Source organism: Clostridium sp. DSM 8431, assembly GCF_900116755.1.
GTDB lineage: Bacteria > Bacillota > Clostridia > Clostridiales > Clostridiaceae > Clostridium.
Genome location: NZ_FPBY01000033.1, coordinates 1 through 25,008 on the forward strand (window position 1 = coordinate 1; position 25,008 = coordinate 25,008).

The window sequence follows — 25,008 nt, forward strand, 5'->3', positions numbered from 1 at the left end:
CAAAAAATAGTGAATTAAAGCATAGACATGGATATGATATAGCATCATCTTCAGGTCTAATTGCTATGAAAATGCAAGGTGCGTTAGCAATATTCACGGTAAATGTTAAAAGAATATTGAAGTTATTAGGATAGAAATCCTAATAAAGCACAAAAAACTAAACAAAAAGGGAGTTAATGTAACTAAAATTTATTAGTTTAATTAACTCCTTTTTGATTTTGGAATAGCGAACTAGAAAAACTTAAAGTTTTTCAGTGCCCTCCCTTTAGGCAGATTTCTTTTTTTATTAGTGATTATTCATATATTGGATCAACTTCTACGTATTCAAGTTCTCTTAATTCATCAAAAACAGATAAATCAGTTGCATAATTCTTTGCACAGCGTAATTCCTTTAAGTGAGGATAGTTAGCTAAAACAGATAAATCATGAATTTTATTGTGACCAATATTTAATTTTTCCATTTTAGTTAATTTGTTTAACACTGAAATATCTTTAATTTCATCATTGTAATCAATACTTAATTCAACTACGTTAACTAGGTTAGCTAATGCTGAAACATCTGAAATTTTATTAGATGGTATGTGTAAATATTTTAATGTAGTTAAATCAACTAAAGGAGAAACATCACTAAAGTTATTTCTAGCAGCACTTAAAAGCACCAAGTTCTTACAATTACTTAAAGCACTAATGTCTGAAACATTGTTATCGTACATAGTAAAGTTTTCAAGATTAGTTAAAGTAGACATTTTGCTTATGTCACTTATATTATTTCCATGTAATAATAAAGTCTTTAAGTTAGTACAGTATTGTAAACCTTCAAGATTAGTAATACCTCTATCACCTGCATCAAGATAAGTTAAAGACTTTAAGTCTTGTTCAATAATATAATCAGAAGTAGTTTGTAGAGCTCTTTTAATTGCTGCTTTTAAGTTTTTATCAGGAATGTTTATTTGAGGATCAACAACAGCTCTTTTTTGAACTTTTCCTGAGAATGGTACTTTAAGACCAGATATAGTTACTTCTTCATTAAAGTCATAAGAAACAACAGCTGATTCATTTAAGTTTTCCCATACAGCATCATTATTTTTAGCATCATAATATCCATCATTTGAGAAATTAGAAAGTGAAGTTATAACTGAATTGTCAACATTTCTTAATGGATTTTTAAATGAAAATGCAGGTTTTACGTGTGTATCATCTAAAGTTACTTTTTGGTGTTCTACAGAAACATAATTTAGTTTAGTTTGTTTGTTTAAAGATGAAATATCTGAAATATAGTTAATACGTAAATCTAATTGTTCAAGGTTAGTTAAGTTTTGTAAAGGTGAAATATCTGAAATTAAGTTAGTGTGAAGGTAAAGAATTCTTAAATTAGTTAAGTTTCTTAAAGCTGAAACATCTGAAATAAAGTTTTCTCCTACGAAAACAGATGATAATTCAGGATAATTAGCTAAAGCAGAAATATCATGTATATTATTTCTTGCAGCACTAATGAAGTTTAACTTAGGACAATTTTCCATTTCGTTAAAGCTTGTAAGTCTATCATCATAAACCATTAAACCTGTAAGCTTTGGTAAATTTCTTACACCTTTAAGAGATGTAATTGGATTTCCAGAAACATTTAAAAACTCAAGGCCTGTACAATATTCTATACCTTCTAGATTTTTAATATCTCTGTCATTTGCGTGTAAAACATTTAAAGTAGTAAGATCTCCTTCAGTAAGTGTGTAATCATGGTCTTTTCCTATAGCATCTAAAATCGCATTTTTTAGATTTGTGTCAGGAATTGTTACAACATCATTAGATGCAGCAAATGCCTTGGTAATTCCTACTGATGGTACAAGTAATAAAGCAACGAAAATGAATAATAATATCTTTTTTAAATTTTTCATTAAAAAAAACCCCCGTTTGTATTAGTTTTTACAATTAATTTTAACATAAAATCTTAAAAATGGAAATAATTATTTTTTAAAAAATGAAAAACTTGTAAAAAATATTTATTGAAACATTAATATATATTAAATAAATTTTAATATTATAACTATGTTAATTAGAAAAATTATTTTTGTTATGTTAATGAGAGTATAGAATTTAAAGAAACAAAAAGAATAGCTAAAAAATAGAGAATTCTCCTACTTTTTTAATTAGGGGGCAGTTCACTAAAGATAGTTTTTTTATATATAATGATAGCCTGTCTTTTTTTGTGACAGGCTACTATTATATTAAATTTATAAGTAATAGAACCAAAGGAGTGATAATTAAAAGACCTAGTATGTTATAAAAAGTAAACATATGTATATAACTTTTTTCACCTTCATTATCTTCCTTATTATAAAGCTTATAGGATATTAAGCTTGCCATAGAAGCAATTAATGTTCCAAGGCCACCTATATTTACTCCTAAAAGAAGATAATCTTTAAAGGAAGTGAAACTTGAAAGAAGCATTGTACAAGGTACGTTACTTATTACTTGGCTTAAAATTATACTTGAAAAGAATGTGCTATTTTTTGAACTTAGTAAATTTATCATAAAGTTTTTTATGTAGTCAAAAGAAGAGACATTTCCAATAAATATATAGAAGAATATAAAGGTTAAAAGTAATGTATAATCTACTTCTTTAAATAAATCTTTATCTATTAAAAATACTACTAATATTGTAATAATAAAAATTAATCTATAGTCTGCTATATGAAACACTGAAAGTAAAATTACTATAAATAGTATGAAAAAGTATATTGTATGTTTTTTACTAGTTATACTTATTGGTTTTATGTCTATAGAAAGTTTTTCTTTAGGAAATCTAAAAATTAAAGCACCTATAAATAATATTGAAATTAATAAAAGAGGTAATGTTATTTTAAAGAATTCAATAGGCCCTATATTATAGTAAGAATAAATATAAAGGTTTTGAGGATTTCCCATTGGAGTAAAAGAACTTCCTAAATTAGCAGCTAAAGTTTGAAATACTATAATCTTAGCTTTTTTTATATTAGCTTTATTACATACAATTATAGTAAGAGGAACAAAGGTTATAAGGGATACATCATTTGTTATAAACATTGATGATAAAAAGGTAATAAATATTAATACAAAACTTATTGAACGATAGCTTCTACATTTTGAAATTAATTTAACAGCTAATGCATCAAATATTTTTAAGTTTTTAAAAGCAGCTACAATTATCATTAAGTTAAATAAAAGTATAAGAACTCTAAAATCTATGTATTCTAACTTTGGCATAGTAAAAATAGATGATATTAGAGCCAATGCAAAAGATGCCATTAGTACTGGATCTTGTTTTGCAAATTGTTTTGGTTTTTCTAAATTCAAAGTCATTGTTTTTGTACTCCTAATTAATGATTTTTTTTACTTTATAAATTATATCAGAAGATACTAAAATAGGGTAAAGAATGTTTTGAAAATATGATTTTATAAACCTTTAAGTGTATATTTTTTTGAATACATAATATTAATATAAGTTTACACGGAAAAATGATGTTGACAATTCCCGAGTAAATTGCTATGATATAAACATCAAGTAAAGCATAGTATTTTAATCAAGATTAAGGGGGGAGAGAATGAAACTGTCAACAAAAGGTCGCTATGGGGTAAAAGCAATGGTTGAACTTGCTATAAATTATGGTAGCGAGCCAATTTCTATAAAGACTATTTCAACTCGCCAACATATATCTGAATGTTATTTAGAACAATTATTTGCTCCACTTAGAAAGGCTGGACTAATAAAAAGTATTAGAGGAGCTCAAGGGGGATATGTTTTAAATAGAGAACCAAAGGATATAAATGTAGCTGATATAATGGCAGTAGTGGAAGGCCCAATAGAGATATCTGATTGTTTAGATGAAGATCCTAATTGTGGCAATACAGACTGCTGTGCAACACGTCTTTTATGGGAAAAACTTAAAAAAAGTATCGATGAGGTTATGGCTTCTGTAACTCTTCAAGACATTGTCGATGATTATAAGAGAATAAAATATAAAAACGAAGAGTTAAAGTTTATCAATAAAGGAGAATAATTATGAAAACTATATATATGGATCATGCAGCAACAACATATGTAAAACCAGAAGTGTTTGAAGAAATGAAACCATATTTTACTGAAAAATTTGGTAACCCTTCTTCTTTCTACAGCTTAGCAAGAGAAACAAGCGGAGCAGTAGATAATGCAAGAAAGACAATAGCTAAATGCTTAAATGCAAAGGATGCTAGTGAAATTTACTTTACTGGTGGTGGTTCAGAAGGAGACAACTGGGCAATTAAAGGTATTGCTTCAGCTTATAAGAATAAAGGTAATCATATAATTACAACTAAAATCGAACACCATGCAGTTCTTCATACTTGTGAATACTTAGAAAAGAACGGATATGAAGTAACTTATCTTGATGTAGATAGTGAAGGATTCGTAAACCCAGAAGATGTAAAAAATGCTATTAAAGACAATACTATATTAGTATCAGTAATGTTTGCTAATAATGAAATAGGAACAATAGAACCTATTAAAGAAATAGCAGCAATTTGTAGAGAGAAAAAAGTAATTTTCCATACTGACGCAGTTCAAGCAGTAGGAAATGTTCCAATAGATGTTCAAGATTTAGGAGTTGACCTTCTTTCATTTGCAGGACATAAGATATATGGACCTAAAGGAATTGGAGCTATGTACATAAGAAAAGGTGTAAGAATACATAACCTTGTACATGGTGGAGGACAAGAAAGAGGAAGAAGAGGAGGAACTGAAAATATAGCAGGAGCAGTAGGTCTTGCTAAAGCAGTTGAACTTGCTACTGAAAATCTTGATGAACACATGAAAAAACTTACTAAATTAAGAGATAGATTAATTGATGGAATTTTAGATAGAATCCCATATTCATATTTAAATGGACCAAGAGGAGATAAGAGACTTCCAGGTAACGTAAACGTAAGATTTACATTTATCGAAGGAGAATCTATATTACTTTCATTAGACTTTGAAGGAATATGCGCATCAAGTGGTAGTGCTTGTACTTCAGGTTCTCTTGACCCATCACATGTATTATTAGCAACAGGAATTCCACATGAATTAGCTCATGGATCTTTAAGATTAACTCTTGGAGATGATAATACAGAAGAAGATGTAGATTATGTTTTAGAAAAATTACCACCAATTATAGAAAAGGTAAGAAGTTGGTCGCCATTATGGTTAGATCACGTTAAAAAGGAGGAAAAATAATTATGATATATTCAGATAAAGTTATGGATCATTTTAGAAATCCAAGAAATGTAGGAGAAATGGAAAACCCAAGTGGTGTAGGTGAAGTTGGAAACCCTAAGTGTGGAGATATAATGAGAGTTTATCTTAAAATAGAAGATAATATTATTAAAGATGCTAAATTCATGACTTTTGGATGTGGATCAGCTATAGCATCATCTTCAATGGCAACTGAACTTATTAAGGGAAAGACAGTTGAAGAAGCATGGGAATTAACAAATAAAGCTGTTGCAGAAGCATTAGATGGACTTCCACCAGTAAAAATGCACTGTTCAGTATTAGCTGAAGAAGCTATTCATAAAGCAATAAATGATTATAGAGCAAAGAACGGTCTTGAAGTGCAAGAATTTGAAGAAACTGATCATGAACATTTACATGATATGGTGCACGGAGAATAATCTTTAAAGTATGAAGAAAAAAGTTGTTATAGGTATGAGTGGCGGAGTTGATAGCTCCGTTGCTGCATATCTTTTAAAAGAACAAGGATATGCTGTAATTGGTATAACAATGAGAATGTCACCAGATGATCCGAATCATATTGAAAATGAAGGTGGATGTTGTTCGCTTTCAGCAGTAGAGGATGCAAGAAGAGTGGCAGCGAAAATTGGTATACCATTTTATGTTTTAAATTTTAAGCAAGAATTCAAGGAAAAGGTTATTGATAACTTTGTAGATGAATACATGCATGGTAAAACACCTAACCCTTGCGTTCAATGTAATAAACATTTAAAGTTTGATGCACTTTTAAGAAAAGCTAGAGGTATAGGGGCAGATTATGTTGCTACAGGGCACTATGCTAAAATAATAGAGAAAGATGGAAGATTTCTTTTAGAAAGATCTGATGATGAGAAGAAAGATCAGACATATATGCTTTATAATTTTACTCAAGACCAGCTAGCTCATACTCTTATGCCTTGTGGAGGTTATCATAAGGAAGAAATAAGAGAAATAGCAAAAAAAATAGGTCTTGCAGTTCATAATAAAAGAGATAGTCAAGAAATATGTTTTATTCCTGATAATGACCACGGAAGATTTATAATGGATGAAATGCCAGGTAAGATTAAACCAGGAAATTTTGTTGATAAAGAAGGAAATATCTTAGGGCAACATAAAGGAATTATTTATTATACTATAGGTCAAAGAAAGGGCCTTGGAATAGCTCTTGGTAGACCAGTATTTGTTACAGGTATAAATGCTAAGAGAAATGAAGTTATACTTGGGCCAGAATCAGATATATTCCAAAAAGGACTTATTGCTAAGGATGTTAATTTAATTTCTTTTGATGAACTTAAAGAACCAATGGAAGTTACAGCTAAGGTAAGATATTCTTCAAGAGGCAAAAAGGCTACAATTTATCCAGAACCTTATGGAAAGATAAAAGTTATTTTTGATGAGCCTCAAAGAGCTATTACTAGAGGACAGTCAGTAGTATTTTATGATGGCGACTTTGTAGTTGGTGGCGGAATAATTGAAAAGATATTAAAGTAATCTTTTGTTAAAAATAAGAAACTGATTTACATTTTGTAAATCAGTTTCTTATTTTTTTACAAATTATTAAATTAGATATGGCAAAAATATTATATGCATATATATTTAAAGAGAGTATTTGCACGAAAAATGTAATGTGATAAACTTTATTCTATTAAGAAGTGGGAGATCAATTAATGAATAAAGGAATAGGGAAATTAATTTCTATAGGATTATTAAGTTTGAGTATACTTATGAGCCCTATGGAAATTAAAGCAAAAAATATTATGTTTAATAATTCTACAGTATCTGATGAATTATTTAGAGAAAATGTCCAAGCTTTATTTCAAGATAGTCACGGATATATGTGGGTTGGAACAGAAAATGGGTTAAATAGATATAATGGTTATGATTATAAAAAATATTATGTTACAGAAGAAGATAATATTATTATTAATGAATCTATATTAAATATTAGTGAAGATGAAAATAGTTATTTATGGGTGGCAATGCCTGGTAGGATAAGTAGACTAGATTTATTTGATTATTATAGGGTTAAAAATTATGATGCTAAAAGTAGTAATCCAATAATTGAGGAAATTAATGATATTGCTATAGATGATAAAGGAAGAGTATTTGCATCTACATCTAAAGGACTAGCTTATTATTCTGAAGATAAAGATGATTTTATTACTATTAATCATAATGAAGGAAGTAATTTTTCTTCTTTATTTTCTAATGGAAGCTACATTTATGGAATTAATAAGGGTATTATTTTTAAATATAACTTAGATAATGATGAGTTTATTGAATTTGATAATGAAGAATTAAGTGAAATTTATAATGGTGATTCTATATCTGATATATATGTATATAATAATATGCTTTTAATTGGGACTAATTCAACAGGCTTATATTATTATAATATGGATGTTGAAAAAATTCAGGATGTAAAGAAATATTATATTGATGAAAATAGTGGTGCATGTTATAAAATAAAAACTTTAAACAAAGATAGAGATGATTGTATACTTGTAGGAACTGAAAAGGGTCTTATAGTATATGGTAAACAGTCAGAAGAAGAGGTTTTCAAAAATGATTCAGAAGATAAATATACAATAGTAAATGATAATATTAATACTCTTTTACAAGATAAAAGCGGAAGTATATGGATTGGGACTTGTGAAGGATTAAGTAATGTTAAATTTAATACAGGAATTGAATATTACAGTGAGAATAGTAAACTAGGAAATTGTATAAAGGGAAAATCTATTCATGGCATATTTGAAGATATAGAAGGAAAACTTTGGTTTGGAAGTGATGAAAAAGGAATTACTATCTTAAATCAAGATAATGATACTTATGAATACATAAGCACCGATAATGGTTTAAGCAGTAATTATATATTAGATATAACAGGTAATGAAAGTAGTATATTTGTATCTACAGACAAAGGTGTTGATGTTATTGATAGAAAAACTAAGAAGATAAAATATACTATTTCAGAAGTTAAGGAAATTAGATGTGATAATCTTTATATTGATGGATATAACTTATGGATTGGAAGCTTTGATGGAGTAAAAATAGTAAATCTTAATGATAATACTATGCAGAATTTAGACTGGTTATTTGAAGAATATAAATTTGATGAAAATTTAACGCAAACTATTTTTAAAGATTCTAAAGGAGTTTTTTGGATTGGTGTTTCTGGCACTGGTCTTATTAAATATAATCCTGTAAATAATGAAAATAGACTTTATAGTTATGATGAAACAAATAACAGTATATCTAACAATTACATAACTTCTATAAATGAAGATTCTTTAGGGGATATATGGATAGGTACAGAAAATGGACTTAATAAGTTAAGTGTAGAAAGTGAAGTCTTTGAAATTTTTTCAACTAATGATGGCTTATCTAATGATAATATACAAGGAATTGTGTGCAATAAAAACCAAGTATGGGTAAGTACAAATTCAGGTATAGATTCAATTAGTACAAGCAAAGATAATCATATTTTAATTAAAAACTATATTAGAAATATTGATTTTAATACTAATTCAAATTTGTTTTTTAATAGAAGATATGCTGCTTTTGGCTCTATAGAAGGCTTGTTTATAATTGATTTAATAAAGGCAGGAAGAGAAGATTATACTTATGAAGTATGTATTGATAGTGTATATTTTAATAATATGGAAAGTAACTATGTAAATAGTAATATACCTCATTATAATAATTCTATAGGAGTAAAATTATTTACAACTATGTTCAATAATTCTCAGAATACAAAGTATTTTTATAAAATTAATAATGTTTCAGAGCAGTGGGTACCTATGGATGGTAATGAAATAACTTTTTCTAATCTTGATTCTGGAACGTATACTATAAGTTTTAAAGCTTTAACTCCAAATGGAACATACACTGCTGAAGAAAATATTTTCTTCACTGTAGACCCTCCTATATGGAGAAGCTTTTATGCCGTAATTTTATATGGAATTATTTTTGTTATAGTGATTATATATGTTTTATTTAAAATGAGAACTATGAATAAACATCTTAAGAAAAAAGATAATCAACTTGATATAGAAATGAAGGAAAAAAATGAGCTTTTACTTAAGGTGCTAAAACTTGAACAAAGTAAAATTGATTATTTAATTAATTTGTCTCATGAGCTTAGAACACCTTTAAATGTAATTTCTTCAATAAATCAGCTTCTTCTAAAACTAGATGAAGATCATAAGCTCACAGAAGAAATGTTAGAAAAATATATAGATATGTCTGATAAAAATGTAAAGCGTTTATTAAAGCTTATTAATGATTTATTAGATTCTTCTAAAATTGATAGTGGTAATTTTAAATTGTTTAAAGAAGAGGGGAACATTGTAAGTGTTGTAGAAGATTCAGTAATGTCTCTTAAGAATTTAATAGAAGAAAAAGGTGCTAGTTTAATATTTGATACTGAAACAGAAGAGTGTATGATGTACTTTGACTTTACAGCTATTGATAGATGCATTGTTAATTTAGTTAATAATGCTGCTAAGTTTACTCCTTCAGGGGGAGAAGTATCAGTTTATATTGCTGATATAGGAGATAAAGTAAAGATAAGTGTATCAGATACTGGATGTGGTATTGGAGATGAGTATCTAGAAAATATATTTGATAGATTTAGTCAGGGACATAATTCTAAAACTGAAGCAAAGATGGGAAGTGGTCTTGGATTAACCATTACAAAAAGACTTATTAATCTTCATGAAGGAGATATATATGCTGAAAGTGTTTTAGGTAAAGGCTCTACCTTTACTATAGTCCTTCCTAAAGTAGATAATTGTAATAAATTATAGGATAAAAAGCATAAAAATAAGTATTAGGCTATTAATATTTTTGGGGGTTTTTATGTGGAAGTAAGAATAGAAACAATCTTAGATTATCTTGATATTACGGGTACTGATTATAAATATATAGGAATTAAGAGTATATGTGTTAATAAGTATGCATCAATAGATAATCTTGAATCTAACTGTATAAGTTATATTGAGGATAAGGAGAATATAAATAATTGTAGTTTTAGTGATGTTAAAGATGCATTAATTTTGGTTCCTAATTCTATGAATATAGTAAATGTTAGTAATAGAATAAATTTTATTTCATGCAAAGAGCCTAAACTTAATTTTTTTTCAATAATAAATGAATTTTTTAAGAATGAAGATTATTTTGGTGGAATTAATAAAAACTCAACAGTAAGTAGCAGCAATATTGATAGAAATATCAGTGTTGGTGCTTATTGTTATATTGGAAAGGATGTTATTTTAGAAGATGGAGTAGTCTTAAAGAATAATATTTCAATTGAAGGAAAAGTTTTTATAGGAAAGAATACAATTATTAATTCAGGTACTGTTATTGGAAAAAACTCTTTTAAAAATTTGTGTAATAAGGATGGAAAATTAATTAAGGTTCAAGGTTATGGTGGAGTTTGTATTGGAGAGAATGTTGAAATTGGATCAAATGTAGTTATTGAAAGAGGAAGTGTTGAGGATACTAAAATTTTTAATAATGTAAAAATAGGCAATGGATGTATTATAAGTTCTGATTCTATTATTGAAGAAAACACTATTATTAGTGACATGAGCAATGTATAGGTTATCAAAAAAAGTAGATTTTTTAACAAGGAAATATATGGCTTAATTCTATTGAAATATAACATAAATGGATATATAATATCTAAGAACCTTTATTTTGAAAATAAAAAATTAAATGTAATATATAGTTATGAAAAATAATATTATTATGTTATAGTAGTATATTTTAGGAGGAAGTTAATGTTAGAAACAAGTAATTTATCAGAAGGTAGCTCTATAGTAAGTAGAATTAATGAAATATCTGCAAAGGAACTTAATGCTGAAAATGAAGTATTAGTTGAAGATAAATTTATATATAAAAAGTGTCATTTAAGTGAAGTAGGTATAGAATTTGGAAGCGATAAATTTTATAGTTGGAAAGAAGAAAATAAGAATCTTTATTTTCCATCTTTAGATGCGCCATGGGAAGTTAGAAGAGCTTGGAGAGAATTTAATGAAAGAATTTCTAAAGACAGTAAAAATGCTGTTTTTGATAGTCTTGAAGAGCATATGCATTTTAATGTTACAAAGACAAATGGATTTTTTAAAGGTGTAAGACTTAAATCAATTACTGACTATAAACATTTATTTAATTTAGCTATAAATACTTATAGAGAGTTTTATGATAGAACTTCTAATATTATTTATAAACAGTATATAAATCTTCTTGTTGATTAGGATATATAAAGTAAAAAACTATGGGGTTAGGTGGCTCCATAGTTTTTTGCTTTTATTATGGCTCTTTTTAAATTTATATTTTCAAAAACTAATGAAAAACCAATAAATATAAAGGGAGAAGAACATCCTTATTTAAGCACGAACTTTAAGGGACGTCCACCTATATTTGAATAGCTAGTTTTACTTATCACTTTATTTAAAAATACAGCCTATTATATAGCATAAATTTTTGTCTTAGTACCTCCTGTAAGTTTCATAGGATCTAATATTTCATCTAATTTTTTTTCAGATAAAAGGTTTTCTTCTAATATTATTTCCTTAACGGTTTTACCAGTTTCCAAAGCACATTTAGCTATTTTTGCTGATTCTTTATAACCTAAGTAAGGACATAATGCTGTACTTAAAGAAGCGCTTGATTCAAAGAGCTCTCTGCATCTTTTTTTATTTGCTGTTATTCCAGATATACAGTTATCATTTAAAGTTTTAGCAGCAGCACCTAGTGTTTCTATAGATTCAAATAGGTTATAGAATAATACAGGTTCAAAGGCATTAAGCTCCATTTGACCACCTTCTGCTGCCATAGTAATTGTAAAATCATTTCCTATAATATTAAAAGCAACTTGGTTTACTACTTCAGGAATAACAGGGTTTATTTTGCCTGGCATAATGGAGGAGCCATTTTGTTTTGCAGGAAGATTTATTTCGTTTATACCTGTTTTTGGACCACTTGATAAAAGTCTTAAGTCATTGCAAATCTTAGATAAATTTACGGCGCAAGTTTTTAAGATAGAAGATATTGCTACAAAGCCATCAAGGTTTTGAGTTCCATCTATAAGATCTTTACATCTAAATAGTTTTTTATTTGTTATTTTACTTAATTCCTTAACAATATTATTGAGATAATAAGAACTAACATTTATTGATGTTCCAATTGCTGTTGCTCCCATGTTTACATATCTTATTTCATCTTGGACCTTTGTAAGTCTAGATATATCTCTTTTTATAACTTCTCCATAAGCTGCAAAGGTTTGTCCAAGTCTCATCGGAACAGCATCTTGCAGTTGAGTTCTTCCCATTTTTATTATTTTATCAAATTCATCAGATTTTCTCATAAGTGAAGTATATAGTCTTTTTAATTCTTGTGTTGTTTTTGGGAGAAGCTTTAATATAGTTAATTTTCCTGCAGTAGGAAATACATCATTTGTTGATTGTGCCATATTAACATCATCGTTAGGATGAACTACATTATAGTTTCCTTTTTCGCTTCCTAGAAGTTCAATGGCTCTATTTGCAATTACTTCATTAGCATTCATATTAGCAGATGTACCAGCACCACCTTGAATAGGATCAACTATAAATTCTTCATGTAATTTCCCATTAATTATTTCATCGCAGGCATTAACTATAGCTGTGCATTTTACACGCTTAAGTAATCCAGCATTCATATTTGTAATGGCAGCAGCTTTTTTTATTTCAGCAAGACTAATAATTAATTCAGTATTCATTTTTTTATTAGTTATAGAAAAATTATTTTTAGCTCTTAAGGATTGAACACCATAATATGCATCCTTTGGTACCTTTAAACTTCCTATTGAATCAAATTCTATTCTGTAGCTCATAATTTATATCCCTCGTTTCATTTTTTATTTGTCTGAAGAATACATCTTTTTTAGAGAAATGTAAATAAATTAAGTGAAAGAGCTAATTAAAGAGGGTGAAAAGAAATATAAACTTTCAAAAATTAAATAGAAAGTTTTAAAACTTAATAAAATAAAGATGTGATAAAAATAGAATTTTGGAGGAAACCTAAGAAAAACTTAAAAAAGCTTAGTTAATCAAGATTAAAACTTAAATTTATTAAGTTTAAGCCTAATACATGAATTGTATAAAAAGGTAAAATATATTATTATATGGATATAGTGCAAAGGAGCATGTTAAATACTTAAGTGTATTTGGCCTGCTCCTTTTTATTTTTTGAAATTTATTGAAGATGAGGTGTGAAAAATATGGATAAGGTCGATTTAAAATTAATAAAACTATTGCAAAGGAATGCTCGTTACCCCTTAAAACAATTAGCTCAAGAGGTATTTTTATCTCCTCCTGCAGTATCAGCTAGAATAGATAAGTTAGAAAAGTCAGGAATAATAACAGGTTATAGAGCAACAGTAAATCAGCTTGAGCTTGGATATAATATAGTAGCATTTATTAATTTAGCTATGACTCCAAAGTTAAAGCCACAGTTTTATCCTTTTATTGAGACTTGTCCAAACGTAATTGAATGTAATTGTGTTACAGGTGCTTATTCTATGCTAATTAAAGTTGCATATCCTACAACTGCTGAATTGGATACTTTTATTGGAAATCTTCAAAGATTTGGTACAACAGAAACTCAGATAGTTTTCTCAACACCAGTAGAGCCAAGAGGAATTGCTATGGCAATAGATTAATCAGCCAATAACTTATTGGCTGATTTTTTTCATATAGAAAGATAGGTTTTAGAATCCTCTCTTTTTAGCTTCAATACCACTTTCATTTATCCCTGGTTCTTCAATAGAAGTGTTAAAGCTATTTTTTACATAAAGCATCTTGAACTTTCATTAATGCTTCACCAAAACGTTGAAAATGAACTATTTCTCTTTGACGCAAGTATCTTAATACTTCTTTAACGTCTTGATCATCAGTTAATGTAATAAGCCATTCATAAGTTACTCTAGCTTTTTGTTCTGCTGCCATATCCTCATAAATATCAGCTATTGGTTCACCTTTAGCTTGAATATAAGTTGCAGTCCAAGGATTTCCTTGAGCATCAGCATAATATAAAGCTTTTCCATGGTCAGTAAAATGTCCATCTAATCCAGCTTTTTTAATTTCATCGATTGAAGCGTTATCCATAAGTTGATAAATCATAGTTGCTATAATTTCAACATGAGCTAATTCTTCTGTTCCAATATCATTTAAGATTCCCTTAGTAGTTCCTGTTGGCATAGTATATCTTTGATTTAAATATCTTAAAGCAGCACTAAGTTCTCCATCAGGTCCACCATATTGGCTTATTAAACATTTTGCTATTCTTAAATCCTTAGATTTTAAATCTACAGGGTATTGAAGTGTTTTTACATAAGTCCACATTATCTATAGCACCTCCTATTTTTATCTTGTTCCCATGGCCATGGATCTTTTGTCCAAGAGCAGGAATCTGAAACGCATGATAATCCAAAGTTTTGAAGCTGACCATATTTTTCTTCATATTCATTCATTAAAGAGTTTAGTTTTTTTGACATGATTTCAAAATTTTTTTGTGCTTCACTGCAATTTGGGAAGCTGTCTAAATATAAATTAAGTTCTAATGTATAGAACAGATATTTTCTTATTGCATTTAAAAGTGTATCTTTGTCCATTGTTTTACCTCCACTTAACATTTGTTATCTTTATAAGGATAATAATTTTTTTCTTTATAAGGGCATACTAAGTCTTTAAAAATAGTTCCACAGTCAAGAGCAAACTTAACACTTATAAGATTGTCATATTTTTGAGGTAAAACATAAGCTTTTGCATATTCCATTTTCATGCCTTTGTTTCTATTTGATTCTTCATCACAATTAGTATAATACATATTACTTAATAAACCTTTCTTTTCATTAGTTAATATATACTATAATAATTATCCTTTAAAGGTTACTTAATTGTTTTATTAAAAGTTAATAAATTAATAATAGTTTAAAGGATGAAAAGTAGATTTTATATTGTATAAGTATCATTAATTGTGGGAAAAATTATAATAAAAACTTTCATAATTTCCAACTGATTGAAGAAATGAATGGAATTGATTGAAGTGTTGGATTATATGAATTATTTTGAATGTAAATGATTGACCTTGTGGTAAAAAAGGTGTATTATTATCACGAGGAAGTGAGGAAAATGTTAACAGAAGAAAGACAGAGATTGATTTTAGAGAAGCTAAAAACTGATTCAGCAGTATATGTTGCAGATTTAGTTGATTATTTAGAAGCTTCAGAATCAACCATAAGAAGAGATCTGAATGCATTACATAACAAAGGACTTCTGAAAAAGGTTCATGGAGGAGCCACTTTAATTAATGATAAAAAAATTAATACTAAGGAACAGGTTGTTGAATTTAGAAAGAATCTTAACTTAGAGGAAAAGAAAAAAATAGCAATTAAAGCTGCTTCATTAATTGAACCAGGGAATATAGTATATATAGATGCAGGTACAACTACAGAACTTATGATTAAGTATATAAGTGAAAAGGATGCACTATATGTTACAAATGGAGTTGTCCACGCAAGAAGTTTAGCAGAAAACAATTTAAAAACAATAATTGTTGGAGGAGAACTTAAAGCTGTAACGGAAGCTATTGTTGGTATTGAGGCTTTAAAGAGTATTAAAAAATATAATTTTACTAAAGGTTTTTTTGGCACCAATGGAGTAGATGTTTTAAGAGGCTTTACAACACCAGATATAAATGAAGCTTTATTAAAAGAAGAGGTTATTAAGCGATGTAAAAAGTCTTATGTACTTTGTGATTCATCAAAGATTGGGGAAATTAGCTCAATAACATTTTCAGATATAGATGCGGCAGTAATTATAACAACTAATTTAGATAATAAATCATTTAAAGATAAGGCAGAAATAATGGAGGTGGACGTATAATGATTTATACAATGACTTTTAATCCAGCACTAGATTATGTAGTTAAAATGGATGAATTAAATATAGGTGCTGTTAATAGAACTGAAAGTGAAGAAATATATGCAGGTGGAAAAGGTATTAATGTTTCTATAGTTTTAAAGAACTTAGGAATAGAAAATACAGCTCTTGGATACATAGCGGGGTTTACTGGTAAAGAAATTGAAAGAAGAGTGAAGGAATTTGGATGTTCTACAGATTTTATTGAATTAAAAAATGGAATGTCTAGAATAAATGTTAAAATAAAGAGTGCTAAAGAATCAGAAATAAATGGTTCTGGTCCTGACATAGATGATGAAGCTTTAAATGAATTATATAAAAAACTTGATAATCTAAAAGAAGGAGATATTTTAGTACTTGCAGGAAGTATACCAAAAACATTACCTAAAGATATCTATGAAAGCATAATGAAGAGATTAGATGGAAGAGGAATTAAGTTTGTGGTAGATACTACAGGAGAACTTTTAATGAATGTATTAAAATACAAACCATTCTTTATCAAACCAAATCATCATGAATTAGCAGAACTTTTTGGTGTTGAAATAAAAACTCAAGATGATATTATAAAATATGCAAAGGAACTTGTTAAATTAGGTGCTCAAAATGTAGTTATCTCAATGGCTGGTGATGGTGCTATTTTAGTAGATTCAGAAATGAACGTTACAGTTTCAGCTGTTCCAAAGGGAGTTTTAAAGAATTCTGTTGGAGCTGGGGATTCCATGGTGGCTGGTTTTATTACTGGTTATTTAAAAACTAAGGATATGGTTAAGGCATTTAAAATGGGGGTAGCTACAGGAAGTGCTAGTGCATTTTCTGAAGGTCTTGCAACAGAAGATAAGGTTTATGAACTTCTAAAGCAAATTTAGTGTTTGTAAACACTAGGAGGTATACATATGAAGATAACTGATTTATTAAAGCTTGAAACAATAGCTTTAAATCCAGAAGTTTCAACTAAAAGTGAAGCCTTAGATACTTTAGTTGATTTGATGGATAAAGGTGGAAATTTAAAAAATAAGGCAGAATATAAAAAGGCAGTTTTAGCTAGAGAAGAATTAAGCACTACAGGTATAGGAGAAGGAATTGCTATACCACATGCTAAGACATCAGCAGTAGAAAAACCAGGTTTAGCTGCAATGGTTGTTAAGAAAGGTGTGGATTTTGATTCTCTTGATGGAGAACCAGCAAATCTATTCTTCTTAATAGCAGCACCTGAGGGAGAAGAAAATTTACACTTAGATGTATTAGCAAGACTTTCAAGACTGCTTATGAATCCAGATTTTAAGCAAAGTCTTTTAAATTCATCATCAAAAGAAGAATTCTTAAAATTAATTGATGAAGCAGAAACAGAAAAAATGGAAGCTGAAAAAGAAAAAGTTGAAGTTAAAGAAGAACCTAAAGAAATGAAGATAACTGATTTATTAAATGTTAAATCGATAGCTTTAAATCCTGCAGTTTCAAATAAGAGTGAAGCTTTAGATACTTTAGTTGACTTAATGGAAAAGAGAGGCAACTTAAAGGATAAAGCAGAGTACAAAAAGGCAGTTTTAGCTAGAGAGTCTTTAAGTACTACAGGAATAGGTGAAGGAATAGCAATACCACATGCTAAAACATCAGCAGTAGAAAAGCCAGGTTTAGCAGCAATGGTTATTAAAGATGGTATAGATTTCGATTCTCTTGATGGAGAACCAGCAAAGCTATTCTTCTTAATAGCAGCACCAGAAGGAGAAGCTAACTTACACTTAGATGTACTTGCAAGACTTTCAACAATGCTTATGAGTCCTGATTTTAAAGATAAATTATTAAATGCATCTTCAAAAGAAGAATTCTTAAAGGTAATTGATGAAGCTGAAAGTGATAAGATCGAAAAAGAAAACACAAAGGTTGAATCAAATGGATATCAAGTTTTAGCTGTAACTGCTTGTCCAACAGGTATAGCACATACATATATGGCAGCTGAAAGCCTTGAAAATAAAGCTAAGGAAATGGGAATATCTATTAAGGTTGAAACAAATGGTTCTGGAGGAGCTAAAAATGTTTTAACTAAAGAAGATATAGATAATTGTACAGCTATTATAGTTGCAGCTGATAAAAAGGTTGAAATGGCTAGATTTGATGGAAAGAAAGTTATTCAATGTCCAGTTGCAGATGGTATATACAAAACAGAAAAGCTTCTTACTGAAGCAGTAAACGGAAATGCACCTATTTATCATCATGATGGTGGTAGTGACAGTGAAGGCGCTAATGAATCAGGTGAAAAAGAAAGTGTTGGAAGAAAAATATACAAAGACTTAATGAATGGTGTATCACACATGCTTCCATTTGTTATAGGTGGTGGTATATTAATTGCCCTAGCTTTCCTTTGGGATAGTATATTTGGTGCAGGTGCAGCAGCTACAAACTTTGGTAATCAAACAGCAGTTGCAGATACTTTAAAGACAATTGGTAGTATTTCATTTAACTTAATGGTTCCAGTTTTAGCAGGTTACATTGCAATGAGTATTGGTGATAGACCAGCATTAGCTGTAGGTTTTGTTGGTGGTATGATTGCTTACCTTGGTAACTCAGGTTTCATTGGAGGACTTGTTGCAGGTTTCTTAGGTGGATATATAGTTGTTGGATTAAAGAAATTATTTAGTTACCTTCCAAATGCATTAGAAGGTCTAAAACCAACTTTACTTTATCCATTATTCGGTATAATGATTACAGGTGTCTTATTACAAGTATTAATAGTTCCTTACGTTGCAGTTATTAATATGGGCTTAACTGACTTCTTAAACTCAATGGGTGAAGGAAGTAGAGTTTTACTTGGTGCAGTACTTGGTGGAATGATGGCTATTGATATGGGTGGCCCATTCAATAAGGCAGCATATGTATTTGGTACAGCAGCACTTGCAAGTGGAGATATTGTAACAATGGCAGCAGTTATGGCTGGAGGTATGGTTCCACCATTAGCAATTGCTTTAGCAACTACAATATTTAAAAATAAGTTCACTGAAAGAGAAAGACAATCAGGACTTACAAACTTTATTATGGGTCTTTGCTTCATAACAGAAGGTGCTATTCCTTTTGCAGCAGCAGATCCAGCAAGAGTAATTCCATCTTGTGTAGTAGGTTCAGCAGTAGCTGGTGGTTTATCAGCATTCTTTAACTGTGGAATTAGAGCTCCACACGGAGGAATATTCGTAATAGGTGTTGTTCAAAATCCATTAATGTACTTAGTAGCTATAGCAGCTGGTACTGTTGTAGCAGCATGTATACTTGGAGTTTTAAAGAAAAAAGTAGATTAATTAATATAGTAAAAAGAAGTATCTTTAATTAGGTACTTCTTTTTTTGTTATAATTAATAAGAAGGGAGGAAAAATTATGAATAAAGAAATGAAAAAGAAAATAACTAAATTTACAACTATTTTGATTACAGCAATTTCCCTTGTATCAGTAATAGGTTTTTTTGTTGATACTAGTAAAAACTATAGAGTTATTAAAGAATCTAAGGAATTAAGGCAAGAGATAAAAGTTTTACATAATGATTATATTGAGCCCTTATACAGTAATATTATTTCAGAAGATACAAGTAAATCATTAAGTGAAAATTCATCATATTATAAGGAAATATTAAATAGATGTGAGGAGATTGAAGGTAAAGAGGAAGAACTTTCAGATATTGAAAATAGTATTAATGATATTAAATTAGGCAATTATATTTCAAATAGTAGAAGTTTTATAAACAGTGTAAAGAAAGTTTATACTTTATTAAAGGAAGGTTCAGAAGGAGATTTTAGCAATCTGAGTAGCCTATCAGAAAAAGAATCATCATCTTATATAAATCAAATGAAAAGTAATTATGATGCTTTAGTTAAAGATTATAAAAGTTTAAAATTCGAAAATAAAAATAACTAATCTTTTTTATTTTAAAGAAGTATATAATGTAAAATACAAACGATAATTGATACAAAAGAAGAAATACATTGATATATCAGAAATAGGGGCTTCTTATTATGTTAGGAAAAGTATTTTCTTCTCTAAAATTATTTAGATTGCTTTTTGACAATAAGGTAAAATTTCCTGTATGTAATCAGGAATAAAGGTTAGAGTTGTAAAGTCATCTGTAGCTCGAGTAAAATCAAGAGATACAGATACTTTTATTAGATATGATATTATTAATCCATATTTATATGATGTATGGGTATGTCCTATATGTGGATATGCTGCTCTTAAAAGTGAATTTTCAAAGGTACGCTCTTATCAGCTTAATGATATAAGAATGAAAATAAGTAATGAATGGCATGGAAGAGAATATCCTTTAATATATACTGAAGAAATTGCTATTGAAAGATATAAACTTGCTCTTCTTACAGCAGTTGTAGCAGATTTTAAAGATAGTAGAAAGGCTATACTATGCTTAAGATTAGCATGGATGTATAGACTTTTAAAAAAGGAAAATGAAGAGCAGTTTTATTTAGGTAAGGCTCTTGAAGGCTTTATTAATGCTTATGAAAGTGAAGATACTCCTATTTATGGCTTAGATACTTATTCTTTAATGTATTTAATAGGAGAGCTTTATAGAAGAACTGGAAAAATTTCAGAATCTGTGAAATGGTTTTCTAATGTTATAACTAGCAGAGGTGCTAACTATAAAGTTAAGGATAAGGCAAGAGATATGAGAGAATTAGCTATGCAAACTATGAAAAATAAAGAAAGAGAAAGAAAGGACTGTTAGATGTATTTTTATTTGTAAAGTGGGAATAATATAAGCTATAAAATATTAGGAATGGAAGAGATTCATGAAGATATATAGACATAATGATTATGGAAATTTAAGGTCTTGTTTGTTATGCTATCCAGTCAATTATAAAATAGCAAATAAGAGTAATGAATTTTATAATAAAACAGATTATTCTTTAGCTTATAATCAATATAATAATTATATTAATTACCTTATCGCTGAAGGTATAAGAGTGAGATTCTTAGATTTAGTAGATTCTAGCAAGCAGGTTTATGCTAAAGATGTAGGGTTTGTTATAGATAATATTTTATTTATAAGTAAAATGAATTTAAATGAAAGACAAAGAGAAACTGAAGCTATAAAAAAGTTTGCTATAGAAGACGGGATTTCTCATTATATAATGCAAAATAATATTGAAGGTGGAGATGTAGCTGTAGGAGACAATGTGGTTTTTGTAGGTTTAAGCAGTAGAACAAGTCTAAAAGCAGTTATTGAACTTCAGCAAATTTTAGATTTAAAGAAAATAAATAAAACTGTAGTGCCAATTAACTTTGATAATAGTATGCTTCATTTAGATTGTGTTTTTTCTTTATTAGGAAAGGATTCAGCTATAGTATCGCCTTATGTATATGATATAGAAATAATAAAAGAGCATATTAAAAATATTATAGAAATAACTAAAGAAGAGGCTAGAGGCTTTGGAAGTAATATTGTATATTTAGGTGACAAAAGATTAGTTACAAGTAGCATATCAGTAGGAAATAAGCTTAAAAATTTGGGATATGATGTGAAAATAATAGATTTATCTGAAATAGTTAAAGGTGAAGGAAGCGTAGATTGTGCAACTTTAGCTTTCTTAAGGGAATAAAAATAAGGATAAGAGCAAAAATGCTTTTATCCTTATTTTTACCTATTCAATTGGAAGAAGCATATGACTTCTTTCTAACATTGGTTTTAATGCAGTATATAAAATAACTACTAGTATAGTAGAAACAACTGCATTTATTAAAGTTGTAACAGTACTTAATTTAGCTAATATAGCTGCTGCACTTTGAGGTATTCCTAAAATATATTGCTTGTAGAAATAACCTACAACTGGGTCAGCTATAACGTTAAAGAGAAGTGCACAAGCTGAAGATATTATACTCCATTTTATAATATATTTCTTTTCATGATGTTCACTTATATGTGCTATTTTATGAGCTACAAGTCCTGTAATTAAACCTATGCATAATTTTAATATAAAGGTTTTAGGAGCAACAGTTATGTACACAGGATCCATAATATCTGCAATAGTCATTCCTATAGCTCCTGCAAGACCTCCATAAAAACCTCCAAGAAGAAGTGCAGCTAGTACACAAAAAGCATTACCTATATGTATTGATGTAGCATCTCCTCCAGGAACAGGAATCTTAATTTGTAAAAAAGTAAAACTTATATAGCATAAAGCTGCCATTAGAGCTGTTTGTATTAATTTTAAAGATCTATTTTTCATATATACCCCTCCTGCTTAAGATATCTAAATATAATTATATTTAGATATCTTAAACAACACAAGTATACCGATACAAAGATACTAAACTGTTGAAAGTTCTTCAAGTTCTTCTCGAGTCTGCCATTCAAAACCTTCATCTGCCATGGTAAGAAGTTCATCACCAGCTTTTATTAAAGTATTTCCATTAGGTACAAAGGAATCAGTGCCTCTATTTATAGAAACAACTAAAGTGCCTTTAGGGAAGTCGATATCTTTAATGTATTTATTATCTAGTTTTGAACCATAGTGAACAGTACTTGAAATTATAATTTTCTTTGGACTATGCTTTTCTTCTTTATTTTTTACATGATTTTTTATAAGCAGATTTTCAAGTAAAGAATCGTAAATAGGAGCGCTCTTTAATGAGTCTGCAACTATGTATGATGTTATACAAACTACTGTTAAAGCTAATAAGTGATTAAGAGAGCATGTCATCTCTGTTATTAATATAATTCCTGTAATAGGTGCTCTAACTATAGATGTAAAATATCCTGCCATAGCAACGATTATAAAAGTATTAAAATATTCAACTGGTACACCTAAAATATGAATTGAAAAGTAGGCAAAAATAGTTCCAATGTTTGCTCCAATTATTAATAATGGAAAGAAAATTCCTCCTGGAACTCCAGATGCAAAACTGAAAATTGAAAATAGGAATTTAGCTATAAGCATAACAAAAAGAATTCCTAAAGATTTTTCAGGTGTTAATTCTTCTATAAGACTATGACCACCACATAAAATAATAGGGAATACAAGTCCAACTATTCCTGCTGTTATAAAAGTAATTACTACTTTTACATAAAGGTTTATTTTTAATTTTGCATACATCTTTTCCCATTGTAAAGTAAGCCAGTTATAAAAAACTCCACCAACTCCAAGGATAATACCAAGGATAATTAAAAGTCCGTAATATTTTAGTGGAAGAAAGTGTGTTTGCGAAAAATCAAATACTGGATTAAAACCAAAGAAGTATTTTGAAACAAAGTCTGATGCAACTGCTGCTGTTATTGTAGCGAGCAAAACAAGAGGAGATAAGTATTTATAAATTTCCTCAAGAGAAAATAATGCACCTGCAAGTGGAGCATTAAATGCTGCTGCAAGACCTGCTGAAGCACCACTAGACATTAAAAGTCTTCTTTCAAGCTTTGAACTTTTAAATTTTTTACTTACCATATCACCAACACAGGCACCAAGCTGTACAGATGGACCTTCACGTCCAAGGGATAAACCTGAACCAATAGAAAGGACGCCACCCACAAATTTAGCTATAATGATTTTAAACGGATTTTCAGGAAGATATCCTCCCATAACTGCTTTAACCTGCGGAATACCACTACCCCCTGCAAAAGGTTCCTTTTCAATTACTTTTCCAACAATAAGGCCTACTAAGGCTAACCCTATAAAAAGAAGAGGGATTGACCAAAGATTTTCTCTTACAAGACCATACAGAAAAAAGGAAAAGTCTTCAACTTCTGCAAGTGCATATCTGTAACAAACTGATATTACAGAAGCAATAATTCCGACAATAAAAGCTTTAAATACAAGTTTGACTTTTTTTGATTCATTATCAGTCAGAATATCAAAATTATTTTGCATAACTTTCACCTCATAATACATTATACAACGAATATCAATAAAGAATAAAATGTTTTTATTTTCTAAAAACTTAGAGTTTATTAGTAATTTATAGGCACATTTGTGGATTTTATGAATATTATAAATTATATTGAAGTCCCTGGAGGATAAATGTATGAATGGTTATGAATTTATTATGATGATTCAAAATAGAATGAGAGATCCTAAATTTGCTAAAAAGTTTAATGCTCTTGTAGCTGAACTTAATTCTATTCCTGGTTTAAAAGAAGATGTATTAAAAATTGCTCAGATAAATGATGATAAGAAAAGGCAGAAGGCAATAGAGAAACTTCCTTCAAAGGCTAAAGATATTGTTCAGCAGATATTTGATCTATTAAATAGCTAATAGAGTAGCTTTATGAGGATTTAATTTATTTCAAAAATACTTAATTACAAAGAAGGTAATATTTACATTCCTTAAGAAGTAGTGAGGGGAATATAGTTTTAAACAAATTGATTTTAAAGAATGTTTAAAATTATATTTTTCTCACTTTTTTGTAACAATAGATTTTATGCTGGCTAATTATAATAACTTTATTAACATAAGAATTTATATGAAAACATTAGTAAAGATATAGAAGGAAATTAATAAGAAAATAACGAAAGAATATATTTACTATTACTATGATAGTGCATTTTTACTTGAAAAAATTTACAGTCAAGTAACCAAACAGAATCCTAAGCTATTTTTAATGACTCAAAAATTTCTTCTATCGGCGTACCGCTTGCGGCAGCTTCATAGATAAATATTACTTTAGATTTTTGTAGATCCTTCTTAGCAGATTTATATCCAGTATTGAAGTGATAAGAATTATTAGAATACATTTTGCAATAAGTATAGTTTATTAACATTATTGTTAGATATCTATTAATACTTTTTTCACTT

The 25,008-nt window shown here is 28.7% G+C and carries 23 protein-coding genes and 1 pseudogene; 15 read left to right on the plus strand and 9 right to left on the minus strand.

The window, feature by feature from the left end:
• Positions 1–293 precede the first annotated feature (293 nt).
• Both BM384_RS04945 and BM384_RS04950 read right to left on the minus strand, forming a co-directional pair.
• A complete protein-coding gene (locus BM384_RS04945; RefSeq protein WP_090011674.1) occupies positions 294–1,892 on the minus strand; it encodes a leucine-rich repeat domain-containing protein in 1,599 nt (532 codons plus the stop codon).
• A 325-nt stretch (positions 1,893–2,217) separates the two neighbouring features.
• On the minus strand, positions 2,218–3,336 hold the full coding sequence (locus BM384_RS04950) for an SLC13 family permease (protein WP_090011676.1): 1,119 nt from the start codon (positions 3,334–3,336) through the stop codon (positions 2,218–2,220).
• Between the two features lie 242 nt (positions 3,337–3,578).
• Here BM384_RS04950 and BM384_RS04955 point away from each other — a divergent pair, with 242 nt between their 5' ends.
• The 7 genes from BM384_RS04955 (at position 3,579) to BM384_RS04985 (ending at position 11,523) form a co-directional block, all read left to right on the plus strand.
• Positions 3,579–4,034, plus strand: coding sequence for an RrF2 family transcriptional regulator (locus BM384_RS04955; protein WP_090011678.1), 456 nt, complete (start codon positions 3,579–3,581; stop codon positions 4,032–4,034).
• A gap of 2 nt (positions 4,035–4,036) precedes the next feature.
• Positions 4,037–5,224 carry a cysteine desulfurase NifS gene (nifS, locus tag BM384_RS04960; protein WP_090011680.1) on the plus strand — a complete coding sequence of 396 codons (1,188 nt, stop codon included), beginning with the start codon at positions 4,037–4,039 and terminating at the stop codon, positions 5,222–5,224.
• Between the two features lie 2 nt (positions 5,225–5,226).
• Positions 5,227–5,661, plus strand: a complete 435-nt coding sequence (gene nifU / locus BM384_RS04965) for a Fe-S cluster assembly scaffold protein NifU (RefSeq protein WP_090011682.1) — start codon at positions 5,227–5,229, stop codon at positions 5,659–5,661.
• A 10-nt stretch (positions 5,662–5,671) separates the two neighbouring features.
• Positions 5,672–6,751, plus strand: a complete 1,080-nt coding sequence (gene mnmA, locus BM384_RS04970; protein ID WP_090011684.1) for a tRNA 2-thiouridine(34) synthase MnmA — start codon at positions 5,672–5,674, stop codon at positions 6,749–6,751.
• Between the two features lie 176 nt (positions 6,752–6,927).
• On the plus strand, positions 6,928–10,071 hold the full coding sequence (locus tag BM384_RS04975) for a sensor histidine kinase (RefSeq protein WP_090011686.1): 3,144 nt from the start codon (positions 6,928–6,930) through the stop codon (positions 10,069–10,071).
• A gap of 54 nt (positions 10,072–10,125) precedes the next feature.
• A complete protein-coding gene (locus BM384_RS04980) occupies positions 10,126–10,866 on the plus strand; it encodes a hypothetical protein (RefSeq protein ID WP_090011688.1) in 741 nt (246 codons plus the stop codon).
• A 180-nt stretch (positions 10,867–11,046) separates the two neighbouring features.
• The gene (locus BM384_RS04985) at positions 11,047–11,523 is read left to right on the plus strand and encodes a hypothetical protein (protein ID WP_090011689.1); all 477 of its coding nucleotides are present in this window, start codon (positions 11,047–11,049) and stop codon (positions 11,521–11,523) included.
• A 212-nt stretch (positions 11,524–11,735) separates the two neighbouring features.
• On the opposite strand, the gene BM384_RS04990 is transcribed toward BM384_RS04985, so the two are convergent.
• Positions 11,736–13,142, minus strand: coding sequence for an aspartate ammonia-lyase (locus BM384_RS04990; protein WP_090011691.1), 1,407 nt, complete (start codon positions 13,140–13,142; stop codon positions 11,736–11,738).
• A gap of 387 nt (positions 13,143–13,529) precedes the next feature.
• Between BM384_RS04990 and BM384_RS04995 the strand changes: the two genes are divergently transcribed.
• Positions 13,530–13,970, plus strand: coding sequence for an Lrp/AsnC family transcriptional regulator (locus BM384_RS04995; RefSeq protein WP_090011693.1), 441 nt, complete (start codon positions 13,530–13,532; stop codon positions 13,968–13,970).
• A 118-nt stretch (positions 13,971–14,088) separates the two neighbouring features.
• On the opposite strand, the gene BM384_RS05000 is transcribed toward BM384_RS04995, so the two are convergent.
• The 3 genes from BM384_RS05000 to BM384_RS05010 are packed head-to-tail and all read right to left on the minus strand — an operon-like array spanning position 14,089 to position 15,136.
• Positions 14,089–14,652, minus strand: a complete 564-nt coding sequence (locus tag BM384_RS05000; protein WP_090011695.1) for a manganese catalase family protein — start codon at positions 14,650–14,652, stop codon at positions 14,089–14,091.
• Positions 14,652–14,921: a spore coat protein CotJB gene (locus tag BM384_RS05005; RefSeq protein WP_175537287.1), complete on the minus strand. Its 270-nt coding sequence runs from the start codon at positions 14,919–14,921 to the stop codon at positions 14,652–14,654. Before BM384_RS05005 ends, BM384_RS05000 begins: the two co-directional genes overlap by 1 nt.
• Positions 14,922–14,935: 14 nt before the next feature.
• A complete protein-coding gene (locus BM384_RS05010; RefSeq protein ID WP_090011699.1) occupies positions 14,936–15,136 on the minus strand; it encodes a spore coat associated protein CotJA in 201 nt (66 codons plus the stop codon).
• A gap of 305 nt (positions 15,137–15,441) precedes the next feature.
• Here BM384_RS05010 and BM384_RS05015 point away from each other — a divergent pair, with 305 nt between their 5' ends.
• The 6 genes from BM384_RS05015 to BM384_RS05045 all read left to right on the plus strand — a co-directional run bounded on the left by BM384_RS05015 (position 15,442) and on the right by BM384_RS05045 (position 21,821).
• Positions 15,442–16,194, plus strand: coding sequence for a DeoR/GlpR family DNA-binding transcription regulator (locus tag BM384_RS05015; RefSeq protein ID WP_090011701.1), 753 nt, complete (start codon positions 15,442–15,444; stop codon positions 16,192–16,194).
• Complete coding sequence (gene pfkB, locus BM384_RS05020; protein ID WP_090011702.1) at positions 16,194–17,096, plus strand: 1-phosphofructokinase; 903 nt, start codon at positions 16,194–16,196, stop codon at positions 17,094–17,096. Before BM384_RS05015 ends, pfkB begins: the two co-directional genes overlap by 1 nt.
• A 27-nt stretch (positions 17,097–17,123) precedes the next feature.
• On the plus strand, positions 17,124–19,517 hold the full coding sequence (locus BM384_RS05030) for a PTS fructose transporter subunit IIABC (protein WP_139232046.1): 2,394 nt from the start codon (positions 17,124–17,126) through the stop codon (positions 19,515–19,517).
• A gap of 76 nt (positions 19,518–19,593) precedes the next feature.
• The gene (locus tag BM384_RS05035; RefSeq protein ID WP_090011704.1) at positions 19,594–20,127 is read left to right on the plus strand and encodes a hypothetical protein; all 534 of its coding nucleotides are present in this window, start codon (positions 19,594–19,596) and stop codon (positions 20,125–20,127) included.
• A 181-nt stretch (positions 20,128–20,308) separates the two neighbouring features.
• Positions 20,309–20,947: a DUF2225 domain-containing protein gene (locus BM384_RS05040; RefSeq protein WP_090011706.1), complete on the plus strand. Its 639-nt coding sequence runs from the start codon at positions 20,309–20,311 to the stop codon at positions 20,945–20,947.
• Between the two features lie 64 nt (positions 20,948–21,011).
• Positions 21,012–21,821 carry a dimethylarginine dimethylaminohydrolase family protein gene (locus BM384_RS05045; RefSeq protein WP_090011708.1) on the plus strand — a complete coding sequence of 270 codons (810 nt, stop codon included), beginning with the start codon at positions 21,012–21,014 and terminating at the stop codon, positions 21,819–21,821.
• A 42-nt stretch (positions 21,822–21,863) separates the two neighbouring features.
• Here the strand turns inward: BM384_RS05045 and BM384_RS05050 are convergent, their stop codons facing one another.
• Entirely contained in the window at positions 21,864–22,448 is a 585-nt protein-coding gene (locus BM384_RS05050) for an ECF transporter S component (RefSeq protein WP_090011710.1), read from the minus strand.
• Between the two features lie 81 nt (positions 22,449–22,529).
• Positions 22,530–24,083, minus strand: coding sequence for a ClC family H(+)/Cl(-) exchange transporter (locus BM384_RS05055; RefSeq protein ID WP_090011713.1), 1,554 nt, complete (start codon positions 24,081–24,083; stop codon positions 22,530–22,532).
• Between the two features lie 154 nt (positions 24,084–24,237).
• Between BM384_RS05055 and BM384_RS05060 the strand changes: the two genes are divergently transcribed.
• Positions 24,238–24,468 (plus strand): hypothetical protein, encoded by a 231-nt coding sequence (locus BM384_RS05060; protein WP_090011715.1) that lies wholly within the window; start codon positions 24,238–24,240, stop codon positions 24,466–24,468.
• A gap of 332 nt (positions 24,469–24,800) precedes the next feature.
• Here the strand turns inward: BM384_RS05060 and BM384_RS05065 are convergent.
• A pseudogene (locus tag BM384_RS05065) lies at positions 24,801–25,008 on the minus strand (IS701 family transposase); the annotation flags it as partial.

Coding starts and splice junctions, on each gene's coding strand:
- BM384_RS04990 (WP_090011691.1), bottom strand. CDS start 13,142: ATGAGCTACAGAATAGAATTTGATTCAATAGGAAGTTTAAAGGTACCA.
- BM384_RS04945 (WP_090011674.1), bottom strand. CDS start 1,892: ATGAAAAATTTAAAAAAGATATTATTATTCATTTTCGTTGCTTTATTA.
- BM384_RS05010 (WP_090011699.1), bottom strand. CDS start 15,136: ATGTATTATACTAATTGTGATGAAGAATCAAATAGAAACAAAGGCATG.
- mnmA (WP_090011684.1), top strand. CDS start 5,672: ATGAAGAAAAAAGTTGTTATAGGTATGAGTGGCGGAGTTGATAGCTCC.
- BM384_RS05060 (WP_090011715.1), top strand. CDS start 24,238: ATGAATGGTTATGAATTTATTATGATGATTCAAAATAGAATGAGAGAT.
- BM384_RS05045 (WP_090011708.1), top strand. CDS start 21,012: ATGAAGATATATAGACATAATGATTATGGAAATTTAAGGTCTTGTTTG.
- BM384_RS05005 (WP_175537287.1), bottom strand. CDS start 14,921: ATGGACAAAGATACACTTTTAAATGCAATAAGAAAATATCTGTTCTAT.
- pfkB (WP_090011702.1), top strand. CDS start 16,194: ATGATTTATACAATGACTTTTAATCCAGCACTAGATTATGTAGTTAAA.
- BM384_RS05050 (WP_090011710.1), bottom strand. CDS start 22,448: ATGAAAAATAGATCTTTAAAATTAATACAAACAGCTCTAATGGCAGCT.
- nifS (WP_090011680.1), top strand. CDS start 4,037: ATGAAAACTATATATATGGATCATGCAGCAACAACATATGTAAAACCA.
- BM384_RS04995 (WP_090011693.1), top strand. CDS start 13,530: ATGGATAAGGTCGATTTAAAATTAATAAAACTATTGCAAAGGAATGCT.
- BM384_RS04955 (WP_090011678.1), top strand. CDS start 3,579: ATGAAACTGTCAACAAAAGGTCGCTATGGGGTAAAAGCAATGGTTGAA.
- BM384_RS05015 (WP_090011701.1), top strand. CDS start 15,442: ATGTTAACAGAAGAAAGACAGAGATTGATTTTAGAGAAGCTAAAAACT.
- BM384_RS04950 (WP_090011676.1), bottom strand. CDS start 3,336: ATGACTTTGAATTTAGAAAAACCAAAACAATTTGCAAAACAAGATCCA.
- BM384_RS04975 (WP_090011686.1), top strand. CDS start 6,928: ATGAATAAAGGAATAGGGAAATTAATTTCTATAGGATTATTAAGTTTG.
- BM384_RS05030 (WP_139232046.1), top strand. CDS start 17,124: ATGAAGATAACTGATTTATTAAAGCTTGAAACAATAGCTTTAAATCCA.
- BM384_RS05000 (WP_090011695.1), bottom strand. CDS start 14,652: ATGTGGACTTATGTAAAAACACTTCAATACCCTGTAGATTTAAAATCT.
- BM384_RS05055 (WP_090011713.1), bottom strand. CDS start 24,083: ATGCAAAATAATTTTGATATTCTGACTGATAATGAATCAAAAAAAGTC.
- BM384_RS04985 (WP_090011689.1), top strand. CDS start 11,047: ATGTTAGAAACAAGTAATTTATCAGAAGGTAGCTCTATAGTAAGTAGA.
- BM384_RS05035 (WP_090011704.1), top strand. CDS start 19,594: ATGAATAAAGAAATGAAAAAGAAAATAACTAAATTTACAACTATTTTG.
- nifU (WP_090011682.1), top strand. CDS start 5,227: ATGATATATTCAGATAAAGTTATGGATCATTTTAGAAATCCAAGAAAT.